Source organism: Cellulomonas fimi (genome assembly GCF_028527925.1).
GTDB lineage: Bacteria > Actinomycetota > Actinomycetes > Actinomycetales > Cellulomonadaceae > Cellulomonas > Cellulomonas fimi_C.
The window spans coordinates 22,575-45,924 of the sequence record NZ_JAPESW010000005.1 but is presented as its reverse complement, the minus strand read 5'-3'; the positions used below and the strand labels follow the sequence as shown (position 1 = coordinate 45,924).

Annotated in this window: 19 protein-coding genes; 13 read left to right on the top strand and 6 right to left on the bottom strand. The window is 74.5% G+C overall.

What is annotated here, in order from left to right:
• Window positions 1-80: 80 nt before the first annotated feature.
• Window positions 81-2,759, top strand: coding sequence for a PKD domain-containing protein (locus tag OMK64_RS03870; RefSeq protein ID WP_272726657.1), 2,679 nt, complete (start codon window positions 81-83; stop codon window positions 2,757-2,759).
• A gap of 33 nt (window positions 2,760-2,792) precedes the next feature.
• Here the strand turns inward: OMK64_RS03870 and OMK64_RS03865 are convergent, their stop codons facing one another.
• Together OMK64_RS03865 and OMK64_RS03860 are read right to left on the bottom strand one after the other, a co-directional pair.
• Window positions 2,793-3,941 carry a glutamate--cysteine ligase gene (locus OMK64_RS03865; protein ID WP_272726656.1) on the bottom strand — a complete coding sequence of 383 codons (1,149 nt, stop codon included), beginning with the start codon at window positions 3,939-3,941 and terminating at the stop codon, window positions 2,793-2,795.
• The gene (locus OMK64_RS03860; protein ID WP_272726655.1) at window positions 3,941-5,128 is read right to left on the bottom strand and encodes a class I SAM-dependent methyltransferase; all 1,188 of its coding nucleotides are present in this window, start codon (window positions 5,126-5,128) and stop codon (window positions 3,941-3,943) included. Before OMK64_RS03860 ends, OMK64_RS03865 begins: the two co-directional genes overlap by 1 nt.
• 252 nt (window positions 5,129-5,380) lie before the next feature.
• Here OMK64_RS03860 and groES point away from each other — a divergent pair, with 252 nt between their 5' ends.
• Entirely contained in the window at window positions 5,381-5,677 is a 297-nt protein-coding gene (gene groES, locus OMK64_RS03855) for a co-chaperone GroES (RefSeq protein WP_124343398.1), read from the top strand.
• 97 nt (window positions 5,678-5,774) lie between these two features.
• On the opposite strand, the gene OMK64_RS03850 is transcribed toward groES, so the two are convergent.
• On the bottom strand, window positions 5,775-6,071 hold the full coding sequence (locus OMK64_RS03850) for a WhiB family transcriptional regulator (RefSeq protein WP_013770232.1): 297 nt from the start codon (window positions 6,069-6,071) through the stop codon (window positions 5,775-5,777).
• A 261-nt stretch (window positions 6,072-6,332) separates the two neighbouring features.
• On the opposite strand from OMK64_RS03850, the gene OMK64_RS03845 reads away from it, so the two are divergent.
• The 3 genes from OMK64_RS03845 to guaB all read left to right on the top strand — a co-directional run bounded on the left by OMK64_RS03845 (window position 6,333) and on the right by guaB (window position 9,921).
• Window positions 6,333-7,280: a MerR family transcriptional regulator gene (locus OMK64_RS03845; protein ID WP_272726654.1), complete on the top strand. Its 948-nt coding sequence runs from the start codon at window positions 6,333-6,335 to the stop codon at window positions 7,278-7,280.
• 429 nt (window positions 7,281-7,709) lie between these two features.
• Window positions 7,710-8,303, top strand: a complete 594-nt coding sequence (locus OMK64_RS03840; RefSeq protein WP_445292845.1) for a response regulator transcription factor — start codon at window positions 7,710-7,712, stop codon at window positions 8,301-8,303.
• A gap of 100 nt (window positions 8,304-8,403) precedes the next feature.
• Window positions 8,404-9,921: an IMP dehydrogenase gene (guaB, locus tag OMK64_RS03835; protein WP_272726652.1), complete on the top strand. Its 1,518-nt coding sequence runs from the start codon at window positions 8,404-8,406 to the stop codon at window positions 9,919-9,921.
• A gap of 58 nt (window positions 9,922-9,979) precedes the next feature.
• Here guaB and OMK64_RS03830 read toward each other — a convergent pair whose 3' ends face one another.
• Entirely contained in the window at window positions 9,980-10,699 is a 720-nt protein-coding gene (locus tag OMK64_RS03830; RefSeq protein ID WP_272726651.1) for an exonuclease domain-containing protein, read from the bottom strand.
• A gap of 165 nt (window positions 10,700-10,864) precedes the next feature.
• Between OMK64_RS03830 and OMK64_RS03825 the strand changes: the two genes are divergently transcribed.
• The 8 genes from OMK64_RS03825 (at window position 10,865) to OMK64_RS03790 (ending at window position 19,866) form a co-directional block, all read left to right on the top strand.
• Window positions 10,865-11,989: a GuaB3 family IMP dehydrogenase-related protein gene (locus OMK64_RS03825; RefSeq protein ID WP_272726650.1), complete on the top strand. Its 1,125-nt coding sequence runs from the start codon at window positions 10,865-10,867 to the stop codon at window positions 11,987-11,989.
• Window positions 11,990-12,299: 310 nt separating this feature from the next.
• The gene (locus tag OMK64_RS03820) at window positions 12,300-13,061 is read left to right on the top strand and encodes a DeoR/GlpR family DNA-binding transcription regulator (RefSeq protein ID WP_272726649.1); all 762 of its coding nucleotides are present in this window, start codon (window positions 12,300-12,302) and stop codon (window positions 13,059-13,061) included.
• The gene (pfkB, locus tag OMK64_RS03815; protein ID WP_272726648.1) at window positions 13,058-14,005 is read left to right on the top strand and encodes a 1-phosphofructokinase; all 948 of its coding nucleotides are present in this window, start codon (window positions 13,058-13,060) and stop codon (window positions 14,003-14,005) included. Before OMK64_RS03820 ends, pfkB begins: the two co-directional genes overlap by 4 nt.
• Before the next feature lies 1 nt (window position 14,006).
• Complete coding sequence (locus tag OMK64_RS03810; protein WP_272726647.1) at window positions 14,007-14,462, top strand: PTS sugar transporter subunit IIA; 456 nt, start codon at window positions 14,007-14,009, stop codon at window positions 14,460-14,462.
• Window positions 14,459-15,991, top strand: coding sequence for a PTS fructose transporter subunit IIC (locus tag OMK64_RS03805; protein WP_272726646.1), 1,533 nt, complete (start codon window positions 14,459-14,461; stop codon window positions 15,989-15,991). Before OMK64_RS03810 ends, OMK64_RS03805 begins: the two co-directional genes overlap by 4 nt.
• A 41-nt stretch (window positions 15,992-16,032) precedes the next feature.
• A complete protein-coding gene (locus tag OMK64_RS03800) occupies window positions 16,033-16,329 on the top strand; it encodes an HPr family phosphocarrier protein (protein WP_124343827.1) in 297 nt (98 codons plus the stop codon).
• Window positions 16,326-18,071, top strand: coding sequence for a phosphoenolpyruvate--protein phosphotransferase (ptsP, locus tag OMK64_RS03795; RefSeq protein ID WP_272726645.1), 1,746 nt, complete (start codon window positions 16,326-16,328; stop codon window positions 18,069-18,071). Before OMK64_RS03800 ends, ptsP begins: the two co-directional genes overlap by 4 nt.
• 181 nt (window positions 18,072-18,252) lie before the next feature.
• The gene (locus OMK64_RS03790; protein ID WP_272726644.1) at window positions 18,253-19,866 is read left to right on the top strand and encodes a succinic semialdehyde dehydrogenase; all 1,614 of its coding nucleotides are present in this window, start codon (window positions 18,253-18,255) and stop codon (window positions 19,864-19,866) included.
• A gap of 28 nt (window positions 19,867-19,894) precedes the next feature.
• On the opposite strand, the gene OMK64_RS03785 is transcribed toward OMK64_RS03790, so the two are convergent.
• Complete coding sequence (locus OMK64_RS03785; protein WP_272726643.1) at window positions 19,895-21,187, bottom strand: acetate/propionate family kinase; 1,293 nt, start codon at window positions 21,185-21,187, stop codon at window positions 19,895-19,897.
• Window positions 21,184-23,289: a phosphate acetyltransferase gene (pta, locus tag OMK64_RS03780; protein ID WP_272726642.1), complete on the bottom strand. Its 2,106-nt coding sequence runs from the start codon at window positions 23,287-23,289 to the stop codon at window positions 21,184-21,186. The genes OMK64_RS03785 and pta overlap by 4 nt, the downstream gene beginning before the upstream one ends.
• Window positions 23,290-23,350 lie beyond the last annotated feature (61 nt).

The following is a 23,350-nucleotide window of genomic DNA, read 5'->3' as shown; positions in this document are numbered from 1 at the left end:
CATCACCCGCGCGACCCTTTTCCGGGTGATTGACACGGTTTGCCCCGACCGATCCACTGGACGGGAGCCCAGGAGTCGCCATGCCCCCGCACGACCGCCCCGCCGACCACCCCTCCGCCCGCAGCGCCCGGCACGCGCGCCCGGCCCGTCCGCACGCCCCGGCGCACGTGCCTGCGGTCGTCCATCGCGAGGCACGACGCCGACGCCGCGCGGCCGTCGTCCTGCTGCTCGTCGCGGGCCTCGTCGGCGGGGGTCTTGCCGCCGCCCCCGCGAGCGCCGCCGAGCCGGCTCCCTTCACGCTCGTGGTGCTGCCCGACACGCAGAACTACGTGAGCACGTCCGCGAACCAGGCGACGATGGGCGTCCAGACGCGGTGGATCGCCGACCACGCCGACGACCTCGACATCGCCTTCGTGTCCCAGGTGGGCGACCTCGTGGGCGTCGACACCGCCGACGTGCAGTGGCAGCGCGCGTCGCAGCACATGGCCGTGCTCGACGCGGCGGGCGTGCCGAACGCCGTGCTGCCGGGAAACCACGACATGGACCTCACGACCGGCGAGGCGCCGCTCTACCGGCAGTACTTCCCGCCGAGCCGGTACGCGAACGCGTCCTGGAACGGCGCCACGGCGTCGTACGGCGGGTACCTCGGCCAGGGGCTGTTCGGACCCGATCCCGTCGACCGGCAGAACATGGACTCGTTCGCGCTGTTCACCGCGGGCGGCATGGACTTCCTGCTGCTCAGCCTCGAGATGAACGCGCCGGACTACGCGCTCGACTGGGGGCGTCGGGTGCTCGCCGCCTACCCCGAGCGCCGCGCGATCGTCGCGACGCACTCCTACGTCGACACCGCGGGCGGGCTCACGACGCAGGTCGCGCGCGCCGACGGCGGCAACAGCGGCCGCGCGATCTGGGAGGAGCTCGTCCGCCCGTCGTGCTCGGTCTTCCTCGTCGTGTCGGGGCACTTCAGCGAGGGCGACCTCGGCGAGGCGCGCCGCACCGACACCAACGCGTGCGGGCAGCCCGTGCACGCGGTGCTCACCGACTACCAGGACCGCGCCAACGGCGGCGACGGCTGGCTGCGCTACTACACGTTCGACCCGGCGGCCGACGAGATCCGCGCGACGACGTACTCACCGACGCTCGACCGCTACGAGACCGACGCCGACAGCCAGTTCACGCTGCCCTACGCGATGACGGGCACCCCGCCCGACCCGCAGCCCGGACCGCTCGCCGCCGACGCGTTCGGGCGGACCCTGACGGGCGGCTGGGGCAGCGCCGACACGGGTGGACCCTGGTCGGTCGGCGGCGGGGCCGCACGGTTCGCCGTGGGCGGCGGGACGGGCCAGCAGTCGCCGCTCCCGGGCGGCACGGTGACCGCGACGCTCGGCGGGGTGTCGTCGACGGCGACCGACGTGACGACGACCGTCGCGCTCGACCGGATCCCGAGCAACGCCCTGTACGCGACGGTGTCGGGACGCGTCGTCGGGTCGGGCGACTACGGCGCACGCGTCAAGGTGCTCGCGGGCGGCGCTGTGCAGCTGCACACCGAGCGCTCCGGCACGGTCCTGACGGGCGGCACGCTGCCCGGCGTCGCGCTCACCGCGGGCGAGCGGCTGCGGGTCCGCACGCAGGTCGAGGGCACGTCACCGACCGTCGTGCGGGTGCGTGCGTGGGAGGACGGGCAGTCGGAGCCGACGGCGTGGCAGTTCACCGCGACCGACGCGACCGCGGCGCTCCAGGGCGCGGGGGGCGTGCGGCTCATGACGTACGTGAGCTCCACGACGACCGGCGGCGCGCTCACGACCCGCTGGGACGACCTCGTGGTGACGTCGATCGGCACGACCCCGCCGCCCCCGCCGCCGAACCAGGCGCCCGTCGCGGCGTTCACGGCGGCGACCACCGACCTCACGGTCGCCGTGGACTCGGCGGGCTCGACCGACGCCGACGGGACGGTCGTGTCCCGCACCTGGTCGTTCGGCGACGGCAGCACGGCGACCGGCACGACCGCGTCGCGCACGTACGCCGCGGCGGGCACGTACACCGTCACGCTGACCGTCACGGACGACGACGGTGCGACCGCGTCGACGACGCGCGCGGTCACCGTCACGGCCCCACCGCCACCGCCACCCGCGACGACGCTCGCCGCCGACGCCTTCGGGCGCGCCGTGGCCGGGGGGTGGGGGAACGCCGACACGGGCGGCGCGTGGACCGTGGGCGGCGGCTCGACCCGGTTCTCCGTCGGTGCCGGGACGGGCGCGATGCAGGTGCCGGCGGGCGCCACCCTCACCGCGACGCTCGGCTCCGCGGCGGTCGCGGCGACGGCGACGGACGTGCACACGACGCTCGCGCTCGACACCGTGCCGAACGGCCCGCTCTACGCCACGGTGTCCGGCCGCGTGGTCGGCTCGGCCGACTACGGCGCGCGGGTCAAGGTGCTCGCGGGCGGCGGCGTGCAGCTGCACACCGAGCGGTCGGGGACGGTCCTCACGGGCAACACGCTGCCCGGTGTCGTGCTGACGCCGGGGGCGCGGCTCCACGTGCGCGTGCAGGTCCAGGGCACCGCGCCGACGACGGTCCGTACGCGCGCCTGGCTCGACGGCACCCCCGAGCCGACGACGTGGCAGTACACCGCGACCGACGCGACGGCGGGCCTGCAGACCGCGGGCGGCGTGCGTCTCATGGCCTACCTCAGCTCGTCGACGACGAACGGCCCGACGACGGTCCGCTGGGACGACCTCGCCGCGACCCGCCTGCCCTGACCGGCGACGACACCCCGCGTCAGCCCCACGGCCCTAGAGCGGGCGGCCCGCCCTGAGCTCGGCGACGAGCGAGCGGACGACCGCGTCGAGCTCGCCCGCGTTCCTGCGCGCGACGGCGCGCTGCCGCTGGTACGACGCGCCGCGGCGCAGGATGACGCGCACCTGGTCGAGCTCCTCGCTGCACCCGAGCCGCTCGGCGACGGGCGCGAGCTCGACGAGCCAGCGGCCGACGGCGTCGGTGACGAGCTCCTCGTCCCCGGCGGCGTTCGTGATGATGATCGCGTCCATCCCGTACCGGGCCGAGCGCCACTTGTTCTCCTGCGCGAACCACGGCGGCAGCGCGGGCAGCGTCTCGCCGCGGTCGAGCATGGACGAGAAGTGCTCGACGAAGCAGTGCGTGAGGGCCGAGATCGCGGTGACCTCGAGCAGGTTGGTCGCGCCGTCGGCGACGCGCATCTCGAGCGTCCCGAACCGCGGCGACGGCCGGACGTCCCACCGGACCTCGTCGAACTGGTCGATGACGCCCGTGTGCATCATGTCGCCGACGTACTGCTCGAGCTGCTCCCACCGCTCGAACCCGAACGGCAGCCCGGCAGTCGGCAGCTGCTGGAACAGCAGCGCGCGGTTGGACGCGTAGCCGGTGTCCTTCCCGCCCCAGAACGGCGACGACGCGGACAGCGACTGCAGGTGCGGGAAGACGGTGAGCATCGCCCGGGACAACGGCAGGACCTTGTCGCGGTCCTCGATGCCGACGTGCACGTGCACGCCGTAGATGAGCATCTGCCGGCCCCACCACTGCGTGCGGTCGATGAGCGTCGCGTACCGCTGCTTGTCGGTGACCTTCTGCTGCGCCCAGTTCGCGAAGGGGTGCGTGCCGCCACCCATGAGCTCGATGCGCAGCGGCTCGGCGGCGGCCCCGACCTCGTCGAGCGCGCGGCGCAGGTCGGCCCCGGCCTCGCCCACGGTGCGGCACACGCCCGACGCGATCTCGACGGTGTTGAGCAGCAGCTCCTGCTTGATGTGGGGGTGCTCGGACCCGTCGTTGGGCCGGACCGTGTCGAAGATGGCCTGCGCGGCCTGCCGCAGGTCGCCCGAGTCGGCGTCGACGAGCGCGACCTCCCACTCGAGCCCGACGCTCGACCGCGCGGACCGCGCGAACGGAAGCGTGACGGGCGCGGCCATCAGACGCGCTCCACGACGAGCACCTGCTGGTGCCCGGCGACGCGGGTGAGCACGACGGTCGCCTCGGCGTCGCCGCGCAGGTCGAGCTGCTTGCGCAGCTGCTCGGGGACGACGGCCGTGCCGCGCTTCTTGATGGTCAGCCGCCCGACGCCACGCTCGCGCAGGTACGTGCGCAGCCGCTTGAGGCCGAACGGCATCGTGTCGAGCACGCGGTACGCGGTGGCGACGGGTTCGTCGTGCAGCTCGTCGGACGTCACGTAGGCGATCGTCGGGTCCACGAGCGTCCCGCGCACCCGCTGGGCGACGTCGCCCACGAGCCCGGCCCGGATGACGGCACCGTCGGGCTCGTAGAGGTACGCGCCGACGGGTCCGGCGGACGCGTGCGCGGGGCCGTCGGGACCGGTGCCGATGGTGTGCGCCGTCGTCCCCGACAGCACGAGCGCCGAGCGTCCGGGCCCCTCGGGCGCGAGCGGGCCGAACCAGAGCCCGACCTCGACGACGTCGCCGTCGACGGACACCCACTGCGCCTGCGCGTCGGCCGGGAGCGCGGAGTGCGGGACGCCGGGCCCGAGCTTGAGCCCGAGCGCGGGGACGCGGTCGCGCAGCGCGAGCACCGCGTCGAGCGGCGGGGCGTAGGCGCCGGGGTCGAACACGCGGCTGCCCGACGACGTGCGGCGCGCCGGGTCGGCGTACACGCCGTCGACGCCCTCGGCCGCGAGGTCGAGCGTGAGCCCGTCGGCGTGCCGCACCTCGGTGTCGGGGAAGTGCCGCAGGTTGACGGTCGCGATCGCGGCCGTGGCCTCGTCGACGTCGGTCGCGAGCACCGCGAGCCCCATGCCCGCGAACGCCATCGCGTCGGCGCCGATGCCGCACGTGAGGTCGGCGACGCGGGTCGTGCCGGCGTCGCGGTAGCGCCGCGCGTGGTGGGCCGCGACGGTGAGCCGCGTCGCCTGCTCGAGGCCCGCGGCGGTGAACAGCATCCCGTCGGCGAAGTCGCCGAGCTTCGCGCGGGCGCGGGCCCGCAGCCGGGACTGCGTGAGCGCGGCGGCGACGAGCGCGGGGTCGAGCCCCTCGGCGTGCAGGCGCGCGGACAGGGCCATCGCCCGCTGCTCGTCGTACGGCGGGAGCGCCGAGAGCAGCGCCCATCCCTGAGGGCTGAGCAGCGCGGTGAGGCCGGCGGCGTCCATGCGGGCGATCCTTCCACGGCCTGCCGGGCCGCGCGGCGGCCGCCGGACGGCGGGGCCAGGGTCGTCGGTGTCCGCGCCACGCCGTGACGTTGGCACTCGCCTTGACCGAGTGCTAACCCGTTCCTAGAGTGAGGAGCTGGCACTCTCGGTATGAGTGTGCCAGTTGCGCACCTGGTCACGGCACCCGCGACGACGTGAGTCGGTGCGCTCGGACAGCTCGAATACGACTCACATGCGAAGGGGAGGTCCGCTGTGTCGGTCTCCATCAAGCCCCTCGAGGACCGGATCGTCGTCAAGACGCTCGACGCGGAGACGACGACGGCCTCGGGTCTCGTCATCCCGGACAGCGCCAAGGAGAAGCCCCAGGAGGGCGAGGTCCTGGCGGTGGGTCCGGGTCGTGTCGACGACAACGGCAACCGGATCCCGCTCGACGTGGCCGTCGGCGACAAGGTGATCTACTCGAAGTACGGCGGCACCGAGGTCAAGTACGCCGGCGAGGAGTACCTGATCCTCTCGGCCCGCGACATCCTCGCGGTCGTCGTCAAGTGATCTGACGGTGCCCGGCGCGCGTCCCTGACGGCGCCGGGCACCACGAAGGCCCCCGACCTGCTGGTCGGGGGCCTTCGTCGTACCGGTGGGTCGGCGGTCAGACGACCGCGCGGCGACCGTTGCGCTGCGCCAGGATCGCGGCCCGCTCGTCCTCGGACAGGCCGCCCCACACGCCGTAGGGCTCGCGCACCGCGAGCGACTGCTCACGGCACTCCTTGAGCACGGGGCACGTCGCGCAGATGGCCTTCGCGGCCTCCGCACGGCGCCGACGTGCCGACCCACGCTCGCCCTCGGGGTGGAAGAACAGGTCCTGGTCGGCGTCGCGGCACGCGCCTTCGAACTGCCACTCCCACAGGTCCATCACCGGTCCGGGCAACCGCGAGATCTCCGCCATGCGTCCTCCTCAGTCAATCCGAGTCGGCGGGCCGTGGGCTCCAGCGCGCTCGGTAGCTCGGGTCGTGCGGCACTCCGCAGGGTGTGCGGGTGGTGCGATGGCCTGAACGCTACAACCGCGCCAGAAGTTGTTCAAGACTGCTTCGCACGATCGTGTGATGACGCGCTTCTGAGCGGACGCCCAGGTCGGCTGGCGCGGTCCGGTCCGCGCGTCGCCGTCGTCACCGCACGGCGACCCCGGCAGCACTGGCACAATCGCGTCATGCCCGCCGACGAGGACGTCTCGACGCCCACGACCACGGCGCCCGACGCGGGAGCCCCCGCGCTCGCCGTCGCGGCCGTCGCGCGCCGGCTCGGCGTCGCGCCGGCGACCCTGCGGACCTGGGACCGCCGCTACGGGCTCGGGCCCTCCGAGCACTCCGCGGGCGCGCACCGCCGGTACAGCGCCCACGACGTCGAACGGCTGCTCGTCATGCGGCGCCTCACGCTCGAGGGGGTCGCGCCCGGCGAGGCCGCGCGTCTCGCGCTCGCGACCGACGTGACCGCCGAGCACGGCCACCGCGTCCGCCCCGTCGCCCCGCACCCCGACGCGAGCCCCACGGCCGTCGTCGACGCCGCGCTCGCGGACGACGCCGACCGCTGCGCGCGGCTCCTCGCGCTCGCGACCGGCACGCCTGGCGCCGTCGCACGCTGGTGGACCGACCTCGTCGAGCCCGCGCTCACCCAGCTCGCGCGCCGGACCGTGGTCGACCGGCCCGGGGTCGACGCCGCGCTCACCGTGCGCGCCGCAGCGTCCGCCGCGCTGCGCGACGCGACCGTCGACCCGCCGGCCGCGGGCAGCCCGGTCGTCCTGGTGCTCGTGCCGCCCGGCGAGGAGCGACCGCTCGTCGCGCACGCGCTCGCCGGCGCGCTCGTCGAGAGGGGTGTCGACGGGCGGCTGGTCGGCGGGCCCGTCACCGCGCACCACGCGTCCGAGCTCGTCGCGATGACGCGCGCGCGGGCCGTCGTCACCGTGGGGCGCCGCGCCGAGCCCGACCTCGAGGTCGTCGTGCGGCTCGCGCACGACCGGCCCGACCTGCCGCAGTTCGTCATGCTGCCCGACAGCGCGCACCGGCACGTGCCCGTCGAGCGGCACGTGCACCGCGCCCGCACGTTCACCGGCCTCCTGCACGAGGTGCTCGCGGTCGCGGCCCCCGCCGACGGCGTCTGACGGCGTGCCCGGGCGGGCGGGCGCGACGGCGCTCGGACGGCGTGCACCGGGTCCGGACGACGGCCCTCACCCGGCCGGGCGAGGCCCGTCGACCCCCCGGGTGTCCCCCGTCCGGCCCAGTGGACATTCCCCTCCAGGAGCCCCCGCGGCGGGAGGAACCGGGGCAGGGGGAGGCGCAGGAGTGCCCTGGCGGGCTAACGTCTGCGTGCGCGCCGACCGATATCCGTGTTGAACAACCGTTCGGATGACGGACCGGTCGGCAGGGGCCGCGCCGCCCGTCGGAGCTGACGGGCGTACGAGACGGTCTGGGCAACAGGAGGAACGATGGCGGGAGTCGTGGTCTGTCACGGCTCAGCGGTGATCCGCGAGCGCCTGGTGGTGACCTCCATCGGTGTGCCTGCTCTCACTCCGGTGCGAGCGGCGGCGTCGGTGGACGAGCTGATCACGCTGGCACGCAGGGTCCCGCCGACGGTCGTCCTGCTGGACGCGCACCTGCCGGCACCCGGCGCCACCGAGGCGATCCGACGGCTGCGTGCCGTCTCGCCGTCGGCCGCGGTGGTGCTGCTGGCCAACCCCGACGACTCGGTCGCGCTCGACCGGGCGCTGCAGCTCGGTGCGCGTGGCTTCCTCGCGCCCGACGTGGGCCGCGCGGAGCTGTCGGCGGTGGCCGCGCACGTGCTCGCGAGCGCGGTGCTGCCGGTGCAGGGTCCGCGGGCGACGGTCGAGGTGCCGACGCCGATCGGCGGGTCCGGGATGGACGGGTCGCGCCCCGTCGGTGGCACGGTCGACGGCAACGACGGCGCTCCGGCGTCGTCCGAGCCCGGGCCGGCGCCGCTGACGAAGCGCGAGGTCGAGGTGCTGGTCGGCATGAGCAACGGCCGGTCGAACGCGCAGATCGGTGCCGAGCTGTTCCTCTCCGAGGACACGGTCAAGACGCACGCGCGCCGGCTGTTCCGCAAGCTCGGGGCGAAGGACCGCGCGCAGGCGGTCGCGATCGGCCTGCGTCGGGGGCTCATCCGCTGACGAGCGGTCGCGGTCCCGACGTCCCTGCGGGCGTCGGGGCGGCGTCCGGGGGGCGGACCGGGGGGCCGGTGCTGCCCGTCGCGGGACGTATCCTGGACCGATGACGGGCACCCCCTCGCCGACCGACCCCTTCGCGCGGATCGGGCTCACGTACGACGACGTCCTGCTCCTCCCGGGGGAGACGGACGTGATCCCGAGCGAGGTCGACACGACCTCCCGGCTCACGCGCGAGATCTCGGTGCGCGTCCCGCTGCTGTCGGCGGCGATGGACACCGTCACCGAGTCGCGCATGGCGATCGCGATGGCCCGCCAGGGCGGCATCGGGATCCTGCACCGCAACCTGTCGATCGAGGACCAGGCGCACCAGGTCGACCGCGTCAAGCGCTCCGAGTCCGGCATGGTGACCGACCCCGTGACCGTCTCGCCCGACGCGACGCTCGCCGAGCTCGACCGCCTGTGCGGCACCTACCGCGTGTCGGGCCTCCCGGTCGTGGACGCGCAGGACCGGCTCGTCGGCATCATCACGAACCGCGACCTGCGGTTCGTCCCCGCCGCCGACTTCGAGCACCGCCGCGTGCACGAGGTCATGACGCCCATGCCGCTCGTCACCGCACCCGTCGGGATCGCGCGCGACGACGCGGCGGCGCTGCTCGCGAAGCACAAGATCGAGAAGCTGCCGCTCGTCGACGACGCGGGCGTCCTGCGCGGGCTCATCACCGTCAAGGACTTCGTGAAGTCCGAGCAGTACCCCGACGCGACCAAGGACGGCGAGGGCCGCCTCGTCGTCGGTGCGGCGATCGGGTTCTTCGGCGACGCGTGGGAGCGCGCGACGGCCCTCGTCGACGCGGGCGTCGACGTGCTCGTCGTCGACACCGCGAACGGGCACGCGCGGCTCATGCTCGACATGGTGCGGCGCCTCAAGACCGACCCGTCGACGCGCGCGGTCCAGGTCATCGGCGGCAACGTCGCGACGACCGCGGGCGCGCAGGCGCTCGTCGACGCTGGCGTGGACGCCGTGAAGGTCGGCGTCGGCCCGGGCTCGATCTGCACGACGCGCGTCGTCGCGGGCGTCGGCGTCCCGCAGGTCACGGCGATCTACGACGCGGCGCAGGCGTGCAGGCCCGCCGGGGTGCCGGTCATCGGCGACGGCGGCCTGCAGTACTCGGGCGACATCGCGAAGGCGCTCGTCGCGGGGGCCGACACGGTGATGCTCGGCTCGCTGCTGGCGGGCTGCGACGAGTCGCCGGGCGAGCTCGTCTTCGTCAACGGCAAGCAGTTCAAGCACTACCGCGGCATGGGCTCGCTCGGGGCGATGGCGTCCCGCGGGCGCGTGTCGTACTCGAAGGACCGGTACTTCCAGGCCGACGTCACGACCGACGAGAAGATCGTCCCCGAGGGCATCGAGGGGCAGGTGCCGTACCGCGGCCCGCTCGCGGCGGTCGCGCACCAGCTCATCGGCGGGCTGCACCAGTCGATGTTCTACGTCGGCGCGCACACCATCCCCGAGCTGCAGACCAAGGGCCAGTTCGTGCGGATCACCGCGGCCGGGCTCAAGGAGTCCCACCCGCACGACATCCAGATGACGGTCGAGGCGCCCAACTACAGCTCGCACCGCTGACGCCCGACGACGCCCGGGTCCCGCACGTGGGGGCCCGGGCGTCGTCGTGCCCGCCTGGCTACCAGAGGGTGCCGACAGGCTCGCGCGCGGGCCACGTCGGCTCGGCGCCCGGGCCGACGAGGCCCTTCTCGGTGCGCCACGCGTTGAAGCTCTCCGCCCACGCGCGGTGCGCGGTCACCTGGTACTCGTGGAGCGTGTCGAGGTCCAGGTCGGCGAGGTGCGGGAAGCGCCCGACGATCCGCTCGAGCACGTCGAGCGTCGCGACGACGTCCACGTCGGCGTTGTGCAGGTCGCCCGACTCGACGACCTCGTAGACGCCGCACAGGTCGACGAGCTTGCGCTTGCCCTCGCGCTCGCGGTCCTCGGCGCGGTCGAGCACGAGCGGGTCGATGACCGGGCGGGCGGCGCCGAGCAGCCGGTCGGGGAGCGTCGGGAGCCGGTGGCGGCGCAGCTCGGCGTCGAGCAGGCACAGGTCGAACGCGGCGTTGTAGGCCACGACCGGGACGCCCGCGCGGAAGGCCTCGGCGAGCTCGGCGGCGATCTCGTCGAGCGCGACCTTGGGCGGCATGCCGTGCGCCTTCGCGTGCTCGGTGCTGACGCCGTGGATCGCCGCCGCGGGCTCCGGGATGTCGACGCCGGGGTTCAGCAGCCACGTGCGGACGTGCGTTCCGGAGGTGTCGCGGCGGACCAGGGCGGCGGTGACGATGCGGTCGCGGTCGACGTCGAGCCCCGTGGTCTCCGTGTCGAAGCCCAGCAGGGGTCCGTCGTTCCAGCCCATCGTGCGTCCTTCGTCCGTCCGGCGTGCTCACCGCGCGGCGCGAGCGCCTGGCGGTGGCGGGCTCGTGGTGCCGCCCGCTTCGCCAGGATCGCACCGACCACCGACAGCACCGCGCACCGACACGGCGCGCGCCGGAGCCCCACGTGGCGCCGGTAACCTGGTCCGGTGAGCAACGAGATCGAGATCGGGCGCGGGAAGCGCGGGCGGCGGGCCTTCTCCTTCGACGACGTGGCGGTCGTCCCGTCGCGGCGGACGCGGGACCCGGAGGAGGTCTCGGTCGGCTGGCAGATCGACGCCTACCACTTCGACCTGCCGGTGCTCGCGGCGCCGATGGACTCGGTGATGAGCCCCGCCACCGCGGTCGCGCTCGGCCAGGCCGGCGGTCTGGGTGTGCTGGACCTCGAGGGTCTCTGGACGCGGTACGAGGACCCGGCGCCGCTGCTCGCGGAGATCGCGACGCTCGACGCGGCGCGCGCGACGGCCCGCATGCAGGAGATCTACTCCGCGCCGATCCAGCCCGAGCTCGTGAGCCAGCGGCTCAAGGAGGTCCGGGCGGCCGGCGTGACGGTCGCGGGCGCGCTGTCGCCGCAGCGCACGCAGGAACTGTGGCGGACCGTGGTCGACGCGGGCGTCGACCTGTTCGTCATCCGCGGCACGACGGTGTCGGCCGAGCACGTGTCGGGCCGTGCGGAGCCGCTCAACCTCAAGCGCTTCATCTACGAGCTCGACGTCCCGGTGATCGTCGGCGGCGCGTCGACCTACACGGCGGCGCTGCACCTCATGCGCACGGGTGCCGCGGGCGTGCTCGTCGGCTTCGGCGGGGGAGCGGCGCACACGACGCGGGTCTCGCTCGGCATCCACGCGCCGATGGCGACGGCCGTCGCGGACGTGGCGGCGGCGCGTCGCGACTACCTCGACGAGTCGGGCGGCCGGTACGTGCACGTCATCGCCGACGGCGGCGTGGGCCGCTCGGGCGACCTCGTGAAGGCGATCGCGTGCGGCGCGGACGCCGTGATGCTCGGGGCGGCGCTCGCGCGCGCGACCGAGGCGCCGGGTCGGGGCTGGCACTGGGGTCCCGAGGCGCACCACCCGCACCTGCCGCGCGGCGAGCGCGTCGAGGTCGGCACGGCCGGTTCGCTCGAGCAGATCCTGTTCGGCCCGGGGCACACCGCGGACGGCACGCTCAACCTCGTCGGGGCGCTCAAGCGGGCGATGGCGACGACCGGCTACTCGGACCTCAAGGAGTTCCAGCGGGTCGAGGTCGTGGTCTCGCCGTACCAGCCGCACTGACCTCCGTCACCTCTCGACGACGCCCGTCCCGGTCCGCCGGGGCGGGCGTCCGTCGTCTCCGTCGTCGCCCGCGTCGTGCGTCGTCCGGCCGCCCTGTCCGATCATGTCCGTTTCCCGGCGCGCGACTCCCAGTCGGAGTCGGACATGCGCGGCAGGTCCGCATCGCGGGCAGGACGATGCCCGGATCTGCCCAGGTAGGCGTCTGTTTAAGTCCGAATGGGCCCGAATCTCTTGACATGGCAGGGTGAGAGGCGGACTCTGGACGCATCAGACATCGCGACGGACGCGGTGTCCGGCACACGGAGGCAGCGTGTACGCACCGGAGCGGCACCAGCAGATCCTGGCTCGCGCCCGCGCCGAGGGTCGGGTCGACGTCACCGCCCTCGCCGACGAGCTCGACGTCACGCCCGAGACGATCCGCCGAGACCTCACCGCGCTCGAGCGGCACGGCCTCCTGCGGCGCGTGCACGGCGGCGCGATCCCCGTCGAGCGCCTCGGCTTCGAGCCCGGCATCGCGGACCGTGAGGGCGTCCTGGCGGGGGAGAAGGAGCGCATCGCGAAGGCCGCGCTCGACGAGCTGCCCGACGGCGGCGCCGTCATCTTCGACGCGGGCACCACGACCGTCCGCCTCGCGGAGCTCCTGCCGACCGACCGTGAGCTCACCGTCGTGACGCACGCGCTGCCCGTCGCCACCGTCCTCGCGACGCGCCCGGGCATCACGCTGCACCTCGTCGGCGGCACGGTCCGCGGCCGCACGCTCGCCGCGGTGGGCACGTGGGCCGTCCGGGCGCTCGCGGACATCCACGCCGACGTCGCGTTCGTCGGCACCAACGGGCTGTCCGTCGAGCACGGCCTGACCACGCCGGACCTCGCCGAGGCGGCGGTCAAGCGCGCCCTGGTCACCAACGCGCGCCGGACCGTCGTGCTCGCGGACCACACCAAGCTGGGGCGGGTCGACTTCGCGCACGTCGTGCCGCTCTCGGCCGTCGACACGCTCGTGACCGACACCGGTGCGGAGCCCGAGCTCGTCGACGAGATCGAGGCCGCCGGGACGCGGGTGGTGCGCGCATGATCCTCACGCTCACGCCCAACCCGAGCCTCGACCGCGCGCTGCAGGTCGACCGGCTCGCCGTCGGCGAGGTCAACCGTGCCGACGGCGCGTGGGTGCACCCCGGCGGCAAGGGCATCAACGTGTCCCGGGTGCTCATGGCGCACGGCGTCCCGACGCTCGCGGTCCTCCCCGTCGGCGGCGCCGACGGGGCGCGGCTCGTCGAGCTGCTGGGCGAGCAGGGCGTCCCCGCGCTGCCCGTCCCGATCGCCGAGGACACCCGCACGAACCTCACGCTCGTCGAGGCCGGCGGCGCGACCACGAAGGTCAACGCGCCCGGTCCGCGGCTCACCGACGACGAGGGCGACGCGCTGCTGCGGGCCGTCGAGCAGCAGCTGACGACCCAGCCCGCCGCGCTCGTGAGTGCCGGGTCGCTGCCGCGGGGGGCCTCCGAGTGCTTCTTCGTCCAGGTCGCCGGGCTCGCCGCCCGGCACGGCGTGCCGTTCGCGCTCGACACCTCGGGCGTGCCGCTGACGCGGGCCGTCCGCTCGGGCGGGCTCACGCTCGTCAAGCCCAACGACGAGGAGCTCGCGGAGCTCGTCGGCCACGAGCTCGTCACGGTCGGCGACGTCGTCGACGCGGCGCGCGAGGTCATCGACGCGGGCACCCGCGCCGTGCTCGTGAGCCTCGGTGCGCACGGCGCGCTGCTCGTGACCGCCCGGCACCACTGGTGGGCCGGTGGCCCGCCGCTCGTCCCGCTGTCCACCGTCGGCGCGGGCGACACCACGCTCGCGGGCTTCATCGCAGGCGAGGGCGACGCCCCCACGCGTCTGCGTCGCGCCGTCGCGTTCGGCAGGGCCGCGGTCCTGCTTCCCGGGACCGCGGTCCCCACCCCCGACCAGATCGACGTCGACGCCGTCCAGGTCGTCGAGAACCCTGACCCCCGTACCGCGCTGAAGGAGCTGTGACGTGACCACCCCCCTCATCACCGCCGACCTGGTCGCCGTCGACCTCGTCGCGACGGACCGCGACGACGCGACCCGCCAGCTGATCGACCTGCTCGCCGCCGCCGGTCGCGTGACCGACGCCGACGGGTTCCACGCCGACGTGCGTGCCCGCGAGGAGCAGATGGCGACCGGCATGCCCGGCGGCATCGGCCTGCCGCACGCCCGCTCGGCGCACGTGACCGCGCCCAGCCTCGCCGTCGGCAAGGTGCCCGGCGGCGTCGACTTCGGCGCGCCTGACGGGCCCGCGACGCTCGTCTTCCTCATCGCCGCCCCCGACTCCGGGGACAGCGCCCACCTGCAGATCCTCGCCGCGCTCGCCCGGCGGCTCGTGCACGAGTCGTTCCGGACGTCGCTCAAGGAGGCGCCGGACGCCGCCACCGTCGCCGAGATCGTCACCCGAGAGGTGGTGCCCGCATGAAGCTGGTCGCCGTCACCTCGTGCCCCACGGGGATCGCGCACACCTACATGGCCGCGGAGGCCCTCGAGCAGGCCGGCCGCGCCGCCGGCCACGAGGTCGCCGTCGAGACGCAGGGTGCCGCCGGCTCGATGCCGCTCGACCCGCGCGTCATCGCCGACGCCGACGGCGTGATCTACGCCGCCGACCTCGAGGTCAAGGACAAGGACCGGTTCGCCGGCAAGCCGTTCGTCGACGTCGGCGTCAAGAAGGCCGTGCACGACGCCCCGGGCGTCATCGCCGCCGCGATCGCGGCCGTCGAGTCCGGCGTGCCCGCACCCGCCGCGACCGGCCACGCGCCCGGCACCGGACCTGTCGGCCCCACGACCAAGGTGGACGCCAACGCGGGCGTCGGCACGCGGATCCGGCAGTGGCTCATGACGGGCGTGTCGTACATGATCCCGTTCGTCGCCGCGGGCGGGATCCTCATCGCCCTGTCGTTCATGCTCGCGCAGCTCGCGTGGGGCGACGAGGGCGTCGTGCGCGTCACCGAGGTCCCGCTCGACGACCTCATGACCTCGTTCAACGTCGTGTCGCTGCAGGACTGGGCGGTGCTGCTGTTCCGCACCGGCGGCGTCGCGTTCGGGTTCCTCGTCCCGGTGCTGTCCGGGTTCATCGCGTACGCGATCGCCGACCGGCCCGGCCTCGTGCCCGGGTTCGTCGGCGGGTCGATCTCCGTGCTCGTCGGCGCCGGGTTCCTCGGCGGCCTCGTCACCGGCTTCCTCGCGGGCTTCGTCGCCCTGTGGATCGCGCGCTGGAAGGTCCCGAAGGGCGTGCGCGGCGTGATGCCCGTCGTGGTGATCCCGCTGCTCTCGTCGTTCGTCGTCGGCCTCGTGATGTTCGTGATCATCGGTCGCCCGATCGCGTCGCTCATGGACGGGCTGAGCTCGTGGCTCAACGGCCTGTCCGGTTCCAACCTCGTGCTCCTCGGCCTGCTGCTCGGCGCGATGATGGGCTTCGACCTCGGTGGCCCGATCAACAAGGTCGCGTACACGTTCGCCGTGACCGGCCTGGCGACCGAGGGCCTCGACGCCGACGCCACGCAGTACAAGGTCATGGCCGCCGTGATGGCCGCGGGCATGGTCGCGCCGCTCGCGATGGCGCTCGCGACCGTCGTCCGCAAGAAGCTGTTCACGCACGCCGAGCAGGAGAACGGCAAGGCCGCGTGGCTGCTCGGGGCGTCGTTCATCTCCGAGGGGGCGATCCCGTTCGCCGCCGCCGACCCGTGGCGCGTGATCGTGTCGTCGATCGCCGGCTCCGCCACGACCGGTGCGCTCGTCATGGCGTTCGGCTGCACGCTGCGCGCCCCGCACGGCGGGATCTGGGTGCTGCCGCTCATCGGCAACCCGCTCGGGTTCCTCGCCGCCGTCGCGATCGGCATGGTCGTCATGGCCGTGATCGTCATCGCCCTCAAGAGCGCCAAGCCCAACCCGCTCGTCCAGGCCGAGCAGGCCGCCGACGAGCAGGCGGCCCTCGTGGCGCAGGCCGCCTGACCGCGGCACCCCTGCAGGAACGATCCCGGAGGACCAGCACCATGGCTCAGCGCACCGCCGTCGTCGCGTCCCGCGTCGGGCTGCACGCCCGCCCCGCGATGATCTTCACCAACGCCGTCGCCGCGACCGGCGTCCCGGTGACCATCGCCCGGCCGGGCGGCGACCCCGTCGACGCGAGCAGCATCCTGTTCGTCATGTCGCTCGGTGTCCCGCACGGCGAGGAGGTCACGCTCAGCACCGACGACGGCGCCGAGCGCGTGCTCGACGACCTCGTCACGCTGCTCGAGACCGACCTCGACGCGGAGGACGCCCCGGCGGCCTCCGGCACGGGCTCGTGAGCACGCCGACCACGCCGGCGACGGCCACCGAGCCGACCGCGCGCGACGCCGACCGCGTGCTGCGCGGCGTCGGCGTGGGCCGGCGGGGCGTCGTCGGCCCGGTCGCCCAGGTGCAGCCGCCGCCGCACGTCGACGACGACGCCCCGCTCCTCGTGGACGGCGTCCCGGCCGACCCGGCGACCGCCCACCGGATCGTCGACGAGGCGTTCACGCGGGTCGTCGAGGACCTGCGCGAGCAGTCGTCGCGCGCGACGGGCACGGTCCGCGACGTGCTGGCCGCGACCGCGCAGATGGCCGACGACAAGGCGCTGCGCAGCCAGGTCCTCACGCGCGTCTCGGCGGGAGACCACGTCGTGCACGCGGTCGACGGGGTCGTCGCGATGTTCGCGACGATGTTCCAGCAGGCCGGCGGCTACCTCGCCGAGCGGGTCACCGACCTGCACTCGGTGCGCGACCGCGTCGTGGCGCAGGCGCTCGGCCTGCCCGCGCCGGGTGTCCCGCACCTCGACCGGCCGTCCGTCGTCGTCGCGCGGGACCTCGCGCCCGCCGACACCGCGGCGCTCGACCTCGACAAGGTGCTCGCGATCGTCACCGAGCTCGGCGGCCCGACGGGCCACACCGCGATCATCGCCGGACAGCTCGGCCTGCCGTGCCTCGTCCAGGTGCCCTTCGCGACCACGATCGAGGACGGCACCGAGGTCGCGGTCGACGCCGCGGCGGGCACGCTCACGCTCGACCCCGACGACGCGCTGCGCACCGAGCTCGCCCGCCGCGCGCAGGTCGAGGACGCGCTCGCGGCCGACACCGCGGCGGGCGGGACGGCCGACGGGCGACCCGTGCAGCTGCTCGCGAACATCGGCACGGCCGAGGACGCGGAGCGGATCTCCGGTGCGGCCGTCGAGGGCGTCGGGCTGTTCCGCACCGAGGTCCTGTTCCTCGAGCGCACGACGGCGCCGACGCGCGAGGAGCAGTCCGCGGTGTACGTGCGGACGCTCGCGGCGCTCGGCGAGCGCAAGGTCGTCGTCCGCACGCTCGACGCGGGTGCCGACAAGCCGCTCGCGTTCGCGACGCAGGCCGACGAGGAGAACCCGGCGCTCGGCGTGCGCGGGTACCGGCTGGTCCGGAACGACCCCGACCTGCTGGAGGTCCAGCTCGCCGCGCTCGGCGCCGCGCAGTCCGAGACGGGAGCCGCCCCCTGGGTCATGGCGCCGATGATCGCGACCGCCGCCGAGGCGCGCGACTTCGCGACCCGCGCCCGCGCGCACGGCCTGTCGACGGTCGGCGTGATGGTCGAGATCCCGGCGGCAGCCCTCCGCGCCCGGGAGATCCTCGCGGAGGTCGACTTCGTGTCGCTCGGCACCAACGACCTCGCGCAGTACACGATGGCGACCGACCGCCTGCGCGGCGAGCTCGCCGACCTGCTCGACCCGTGGCAGCCCGCGGTGCTCGACCTCGTCGACGCGACCGCCCGCGCCGGGCACGAGCTGCACAAGCCCGTCGGGGTGTGCGGCGAGTCGGCGTCCGACCCGGTGCTCGCGCTCGTCCTCGTCGGGCTCGGCGTCACGAGCCTGTCGATGTCCGCCGGTGCCGTGCCCGCCGTCCGGTACGCGCTGCGCCACCACACGGGCGCGCAGTGCGCCACCATGGCGGCCGCCGCGCTCGCGGCCGAGTCGGCGGAGGCCGCCCGGGCGGCCGTCGTCGCGATGCTCGTGCCGGAGGTGCGCGACACGCTCGGCGTCTGACCGCCGACCGCGGCGGGCGCCACGATCGGCGCCATGACGGGCGCCCCGACCGGCGTCCGCCCCGACCGGCGTCCGCCCCGACCGGCGTCCGCCGCGGCCGGCGTCACCCGGCGAGGCGACGCCCGCCGACACCCGTGCCGCGCAGGCCCGGGTGACAGGTGCCGCGCGTACCCTGACGCGCATGGCGCACGACGGACACACCGAGCTCCACGACCCCGAGACGGACCCGCTCGCGACGTACGTGCTCGAGCCCGAGGACGTCCGCACGCTCCTCGCCCGCGTGGTCGCCGCGCCGGGCGCCGCGACGCACACGCCGCACGCGCCCTACACGGGCGGTCCGATCGCCGCGGTCCCGCTGTCGACACCCGCCGACGTGGCCCGGGCCGCGCGCGCGGCCCGCGCCGCCCAGCGGCTGTGGGCGGCGACGCCCCTGCGCGCCCGCACCGCGGTGCTGTCCCGCGTGCACGACCTGGTGCTCGCGCGGCAGAGCGACGTGCTCGACCTCATCCAGCTCGAGACCGGCAAGGCGCGCGTCGCGGCGTTCGAGGAGGTCTGCGACATCGCGCTCGTGTCGAGGCACTACGCCGCGCGCGCCGGCCGGTACCTGCGCACCCGCCGCGTGCCCGGCCTCATCCCGGGACTGACGTCCGTCCGCGTGCTGCGGCACCCGGTCGGCGTCGTCGGCATCGTCGCGCCGTGGAACTTCCCGCTCACGCTCACGCTCGGCGACGTCCTGCCGGCGCTCGTCGCGGGCAACGCCGTGATCCTGCGCCCCGACCCGCAGACCGCGCTCACGGCGCTGTGGGCCGCGGAGCTCCTCGAGGAGGCCGGGCTGCCCGACGGGCTGCTGCAGGTCGTCGTCGGCGACGGGCCGACCGTCGGTGCGGCCGTCGTCGAGCACGTCGACCACGTGAGCTTCACCGGCTCGACCGCCACCGGCCGCGTCGTCGCCGCGAGCGCGGGGGAGCGGCTCGTGCCCGTGACCCTCGAGCTCGGCGGCAAGAACCCGATGTACGTCGCGGAGGACGCCGACGTCGAGATCGCGGCCGAGGGTGCGGTCCGCGCCTGCTTCGTCGGCACCGGCCAGGTGTGCGTGAGCGTCGAGCGGATCTACGTGCGCGAGGAGGTGTTCGACGCGTTCGCCGACGCGTTCGCCCGCCGCACGCGTGCGCTGCGCCTCGGCTCGGGGCTGGACTACCGGTCCGACGTCGGGTCGCTCACGTCCGCCGCGCAGCTCGCGACCGTCGTCGAGCACGTGGAGGACGCCATCGGCCACGGCGCGACCGTCCTCGCCGGCGCCGTGCACCGCACCGACGTCGGCCCGTACTTCTACGAGCCGACGATCCTCGTCGACGTCCCGCCCGAGGCGCGGCTGCACCGCGAGGAGACGTTCGGCCCGGTCGTCGCGCTCTACCCGGTCGCGTCGGACGACGAGGCCGTCGCCGCGATGAACGACAGCGACCTCGGCCTCAACGCGAGCATCTGGACCGCCGACACGCGCCGCGGTGCCGCGCTGGCCCGGCGGGTGCGGGCGGGCACGGTCAACGTGAACGAGGGCTACGTCGCGACGTGGGGCTCGGTCGGCGCGCCGCAGGGTGGCGTCGGCGACTCCGGGCACGGGCACCGGCACGGGCGCGAGGGCCTGTGGGAGACGACGCGCGTCCAGACGGTCGCCGTGCAGCACGGCGTCCACGCCGGGCTCGGCCTGCACCGCCTGTTCGACCTCGGCACCGAGACGTGGCCGCGGGTCTACACCGAGCTGCTGCGCGCGATGAAGGCCGCCCGCCTGCCCTGACCGGCGGCGTCGCGCGCCTCGCTCCGGGTCAGGCGTGCCCCGTCGCCGCGGGGGCCGGGTCCGTCTCGTCCGACGTGCCCTCCAGGCCGGCCTTCTCGATCGTCGCGATCGCCTGACGCGCGATCGCGAGCTCCTCGTTGGTCGGCACGACCATGACGCGCGTGCTCGTCCAGTCGGGCGAGATCGTCGTCGGCTCCTTCTTGCGGCCCGCGTTGCGCTCGGGGTCGACCGCGATGCCGAACGGCTCCAGCCCGGCCAGCGCGAGGGCACGCACGACGTCGTCGTTCTCGCCGACGCCCGCGGTGAACGTGATGACGTCGACGCGACCGAGGATCGCCAGGTACGCACCCACGTACTTGCGCAGGCGGTGGATGTACACGTCGAGGGCGCGCTGCGCGCTGGGGTCGCCCTCCTCGACGAGCCGGTGGATCTCGCGGAAGTCGTTCTCGCCTGCGAGCCCCTTGAGCCCCGAGCGGCGGTTGAGCAGGTCGTCGATGTCGTCGACGGACATCCCGGCGTTGCGCTGCAGGTGGATCAGGACGGCCGGGTCGACGTCCCCCGAGCGCGTGCCCATGACGAGCCCTTCGAGCGGCGTCAGGCCCATCGACGTCTCGACCGCCACGCCGCCTCGGACCGCCGACGCCGACGCGCCGTTGCCGAGGTGCAGGACGATCTGGTTGAGCTCCTCGATCCGGCGGCCCAGCACGCGCGCGACCTTGCCGGACACGTACTCGTGCGACGTGCCGTGGAAGCCGTACCGGCGCACGCCGTAGGTCGTGGCGACACCCTGGTCGATCGCGTACGTCGCGGCCGCGTCGGGCAGCGTGTGGAAGAACGCGGTGTCGAACACGACGACGTGCGGCACGTCGGGCAGCAGCTCGCGCGCGACCTGGATGCCCGTGAGGTTGGCCGGGTTGTGCAGCGGGGCGAGCGGCGCGAGCGCGTCGATGCGGGCGATGACGTCGTCGTCGACGAGCGCCGGTCCCGTGAAGTCGGACCCGCCGTGCACCACGCGGTGCCCGACCGCGACGACGTGCGCGGCCGCGAGGTCGGGGCCGATCTCCTCGAACAGTCCGAGGACGACCCGCAGCCCCGCGCCGTGGTCCGCGATCGCCTCGTCGCGCTGCGTCGTGCTTCCGGCGAACGTGTGCTTGACGGTCCCGACGTCCTCGCCGATGCGCTCGACGATCCCCGAGGCGATCGCCTCGCCGCCGACCGGGTTGACGAGCTGGTACTTGATCGACGACGACCCGGAGTTCACGACGAGGACGCTGCCGTGCGCGCCGAGCGCGCTGTGCGGGCGGGGCTGGGTGATGGTCATCGGGCGACGGCCTCCGGGCTCGTGGTCGCGCCGGCCGGTGCGTCGGCCTGCGCCTGGATCGCGGTGATCGCGACGGTGTTGACGATGTCCTGGACGAGCGCGCCGCGCGACAGGTCGTTGACGGGCTTGTTGAGGCCCTGCAGGACGGGTCCGACGGCGATCGCGCCCGCGGACCGCTGCACGGCCTTGTACGTGTTGTTCCCGGTGTTGAGGTCGGGGAAGACGAAGACGGTGGCGCGGCCGGCGACGGCCGAGTCGGGCAGCTTGGTCTGCGCGACGGAGGCGTCGACCGCGGCGTCGTACTGGATCGGCCCCTCGACGGACAGGTCGGGGCGGCGCTCGCGGACCAGGGCGGTCGCGGCGCGCACCTTGTCGACGTCCGCGCCCGTGCCGGACGCGCCGGTCGAGTAGGACAGCATCGCGATGCGCGGCTCGATGCCGAACTGCACCGCGGTCGCCGCGGACGAGATCGCGATGTCGGCGAGCTGCTCGGCCGTCGGGTCCGGGATCACCGCGCAGTCTGCGTAGACCAGCACGCGGTCCTCGAGGCACATGAGGAAGCAGCTCGACACGCTGCTCGTCCCGGGGGCCGTCTTGATGATCTCGAACGACGGCTTGATGGTGTGCGCGGTGGTGTGGGCGGCGCCCGACACCATGCCGTCCGCGAGCCCGAGGTGGACCATCATCGTGCCGAAGTACGACACCGACGGGACGATCTCCCGCGCGCGCTCGAGCGTCATGCCCTTGTGCGCGCGGATCTGCGTGTACTCCGCGGCGAACCGCTCGACCCACGCGGGGTCGTGCGGGTCGATGAGGTCGGCGTCCGCGAGGTCGAGGCCGAGCTCGGTCGCGCGGCTGCGGATCGCGGCTGGCTCGCCGAGGATCGTCAGGCGCGCGACGCCGCGGCGCAGCAGCGTGGACGCGGCGCGCAGGATCCGGTCGTCGGTGCCCTCGGGCAGCACGATGTGCTTGCGGTCGGCGCGCGCCCGGTCGAGCAGCTCGTACTCGAACATGAGCGGCGTGACGACCTCGGGCCGCGCGACGTCGAGCGCACCGAGCAGTGCGGTGCCGTCGACGTGCTCCTCGAACAGCGCGAGTGCGGTGTCGACCTTGAGCTGGCTGTCCGCCGACAGGTGCCCGCGGGTCGCGGCGGCGGCGCTCGCCGAGCGGAACGAGCCGAGTGACGTCTTGATGATGGGCAGGCGCGTGCCGAGGCCGTCGATGAGCCGCATGACGACGGGCGACGGCTCGAAGCCGCCGTTGAGGATGATGCCGGCGAGCGACGGGAACCCCTCGGCGGCGTGCGCCATGAGCAGGCCCAGCAGCACGTCGGACCGGTCGCCGGGGGTGATGACGACCGCGCCGTCGGCGATCCGGTCGAGCAGGTGCTCGACGGACATGGCGCCGACGAGCACGTCGAGGACCTCGCGCGAGAGCAGCTCGTCGTCGCCCGCCATGAGCGAGCCGCCGACGGCCTCCATGAGCTGCCGGACGGTCGGCGCGGTCAGCAGCGGGCTCTCGGGCAGGGCGAACGTCGGCAGGCCCGTGCCGCCCTCGACCTCGCTCGTGACGGCGTCGAGCGACGCGGGTCCGCACCGGTTGACCGTCACGGCGAGCACCTGGGCGTGCTCGTCGCGCATCGCCCCGACCACGATGTCGACGACCTGGTGGATCGCCTCAGGCGTTCGGCCCGACCCGTTGACGACGAGCACGACGGGCGCGCCCAGGTTGGCGGCGATCCGGCCGTTGTACGCGAGCTCCGTCGGCCCGGCGACGTCCGTGTAGTCCGAGCCGACGACCACGACTGCGTCGCAGCGCCGCGCGACCTCGTGGTACCGCTGCACGATCTTGCCGAGCGCGGCGTCCTGGTCCGCCAGCAGCTCCTCGTACGTGACGCCGACGCACTCGTCGTACGTGAGGTCGACGCCGTCGTGCGCGAGCAGCAGCTCGAGGACGTAGTCGCGCGTCTTGGTCGAGCGGGCGACCGGCCGGAACACCCCCACCCGCTGCACCGTGCGCGAGAGCAGGTCCACGAGGCCGAGCGCCACGACGGACTTGCCGGAGTCCCCCTCGGGGGAGGTGAGGTAGATGCTGCGGGCCACGGGGGCTGCTCCTGGTGCGTGATCCCCGGGGTGCCGGGGGTGGTGCTGGTGCGGTGCGGTG

Excerpts from the sequence above, each read along its gene's own strand:
- OMK64_RS03870 (WP_272726657.1), top strand. The coding sequence starts at position 81 with ATGCCCCCGCACGACCGCCCCGCCGACCACCCCTCCGCCCGCAGCGCC.
- OMK64_RS03865 (WP_272726656.1), bottom strand. The coding sequence starts at position 3,941 with ATGGCCGCGCCCGTCACGCTTCCGTTCGCGCGGTCCGCGCGGTCGAGC.
- OMK64_RS03860 (WP_272726655.1), bottom strand. The coding sequence starts at position 5,128 with ATGGACGCCGCCGGCCTCACCGCGCTGCTCAGCCCTCAGGGATGGGCG.
- OMK64_RS03850 (WP_013770232.1), bottom strand. The coding sequence starts at position 6,071 with ATGGCGGAGATCTCGCGGTTGCCCGGACCGGTGATGGACCTGTGGGAG.
- OMK64_RS03845 (WP_272726654.1), top strand. The coding sequence starts at position 6,333 with ATGCCCGCCGACGAGGACGTCTCGACGCCCACGACCACGGCGCCCGAC.
- guaB (WP_272726652.1), top strand. The coding sequence starts at position 8,404 with ATGACGGGCACCCCCTCGCCGACCGACCCCTTCGCGCGGATCGGGCTC.
- OMK64_RS03830 (WP_272726651.1), bottom strand. The coding sequence starts at position 10,699 with ATGGGCTGGAACGACGGACCCCTGCTGGGCTTCGACACGGAGACCACG.
- pfkB (WP_272726648.1), top strand. The coding sequence starts at position 13,058 with ATGATCCTCACGCTCACGCCCAACCCGAGCCTCGACCGCGCGCTGCAG.
- OMK64_RS03805 (WP_272726646.1), top strand. The coding sequence starts at position 14,459 with ATGAAGCTGGTCGCCGTCACCTCGTGCCCCACGGGGATCGCGCACACC.
- OMK64_RS03800 (WP_124343827.1), top strand. The coding sequence starts at position 16,033 with ATGGCTCAGCGCACCGCCGTCGTCGCGTCCCGCGTCGGGCTGCACGCC.
- OMK64_RS03790 (WP_272726644.1), top strand. The coding sequence starts at position 18,253 with ATGGCGCACGACGGACACACCGAGCTCCACGACCCCGAGACGGACCCG.
- OMK64_RS03785 (WP_272726643.1), bottom strand. The coding sequence starts at position 21,187 with ATGACCATCACCCAGCCCCGCCCGCACAGCGCGCTCGGCGCGCACGGC.